General features: G+C 72.6%; 1 protein-coding gene. It reads left to right on the forward strand.

Annotated elements, in window-relative coordinates; translation table 11 throughout:
- The coding region (locus CA983_RS43105; RefSeq protein WP_425276515.1) for a glycoside hydrolase family 31 protein at window positions 1–2,019 on the forward strand (2,019 nt) is incomplete at both ends.

A 2,019-nucleotide genomic window follows, 5' to 3' on the forward strand; every position in this document is an offset into this window, starting at 1 on the left:
GTGCAAGGGGCGGAGCCGGGGCCGGGGGGCGGTGTCGTCCGGTTCAGCCGGTCGGAGCTGCGGATTCTGGTCGCCGTGAACGGAGCTGTCTTCTGGGGGTGGGACGGGGCGGAGCCCGAGCCGTCGTACGCGCTGGCCGGCCGGTGTCCGGAAGCGGATCCCCGGGCGGTGCTCGAGCCGGACAAGGACGGCGGCTGGCGGGTCGTGGCCGAGCGGGTGACGGTCGTCGTGTCACGGCATGGCGCGGTGGAGGTGCGCACCCCCGGTGGCGTGACTCTGCGCCGTGATCTGCCGCCGCGGTGGTGGGAGCCGGTCGGCGGCGGCCCGGCGCGGTGGATGCAGCGGTCGGAGGTTGCCGCCGACGCGCGGTTCTTCGGGCTCGGTGGTCGTGCCTCGGGGCCTCGGCTGCCGGATGGGACGTACCGCCTGTGGAACACCGACCCCGGTTTCGCCTTCGCGCCTGGTGACGACCCGCTGTACATCACGATGCCGGTGCAGATGGTGGTGTCCGACGGCGGTACGCATCTGGTGTTCCACGACAGTTCGTGGGACGGCACGGTGACGCTCCTGGAGGGCGAGGAGGGTGAGGGTTCCGGGCACGACCGGGCCGGGACGAGCGAGCTGCGGATGGACGGCGGTCCGCTGCGCTGCTGGGTGATGGTGGGCACCCCCGCGCGCGTGCTGCTCGCCTGGGCCTCGCTCACCGGCGCGCCCGCCCTGCCGCCCGCGTGGGCTCTCGGGCATCACCACGCGCGGTGGGGGTTCGGCAGCGAGCAGGAGGTGCGGCGGATCGTCGCGGGTTACCTGGAGCACGGTCTGCCGCTCGACGCCGTGCACCTGGACATCGACCATTTCGACGCACATCAGGTGTTCACCGTCGACCAGGACCGCTTCCCGAAGCTGCCCGTTCTGGCCGAGGAACTACGGAGGGACGGCATCCGGCTGGTGTCGATCGTCGACCCGGCTGTGAAGGCCCTGCCCGGCAATGCCGTGTACGACGGGGGGACGGCCGAGGACTCGTTCGTGCGGGACGCCTCGGGGCAGGTCGTGCGGGGTGTCGTGTGGCCCGGGGAGGCGGTGTTTCCCGATTTCACGCACGCGCGCGTGCGTGAGTGGTGGGGCGGTCTCTACGAGGAGCGGCTCGCGCAGGGGTTCTCGGGGTTCTGGCACGACATGAACGAGCCCACGTCGTTCGCCGCCTTCGGGGAGTCGACGCTGCCGCGTTCGGCGCGGCACTCCTTGGAGGGGCGGGACGGTGACCACCGTGAGGCGCACAACGTGTACGCGCTGTGCATGGCCAGGGCGGGCTTCGAAGGGCTGCGGAAACTCGTGCCCAAGGAGCGGCCGTTCCTGTTCTCCCGCTCCGGGTGGGCCGGCATGCAGCGCTACGGCGGGACCTGGTCGGGGGACGTCGCCACCGGCTGGCCGGGACTGCGGGCCTCCTTGGCACTGGTCATGGGGCTCGGCCTGTGCGGCGTTCCGTATTCGGGGCCGGACATCGGGGGCTTCGACGGGGACCCCTCCCCCGAGCTGTATCTGCGGTGGTTCCAGCTGGGCGCGTATCTGCCGCTCTTCCGCACGCACGCGAGTCTGAGGGCGGGGCGCAGGGAGCCGTGGGAGTTCGGTGCCGAGGTGCTGGAGCACGCGCGCGTGGCGCTCGTCGAACGCCGGCGGCTGCTGCCGTACTTCGTGACGCTGGCGCATCTGGCACGGCGTACCGGCGCTCCCTATGTGCGGCCGCTGTGGTGGGCGGCGCCGGAGGAGCGTGCGCTGCGTGACTGCGGGGACGCCTTCCTGCTGGGCGACTGCCTGCTGGTGGCGCCGGTGCTCGACCCGGGCGCGGACCGGCGTGCGGTGCAGCTGCCGCGGGGGCGCTGGTACGACACGGTGACGGAGCAGGCGTACGAGGGGCCGGCACAGGTGCTCGTCGACGCACCTCTCTCGCGGATCCCGGTGTTCGCACGCGAGGGTGCGGTGATTCCCGTACGCGGCGAGGACGGCGGGCTGGAGCTGGAGGTG

The organism is Streptomyces swartbergensis (assembly GCF_002148965.1).
Classification (GTDB): Bacteria; Actinomycetota; Actinomycetes; order Streptomycetales; family Streptomycetaceae; genus Streptomyces; species Streptomyces swartbergensis.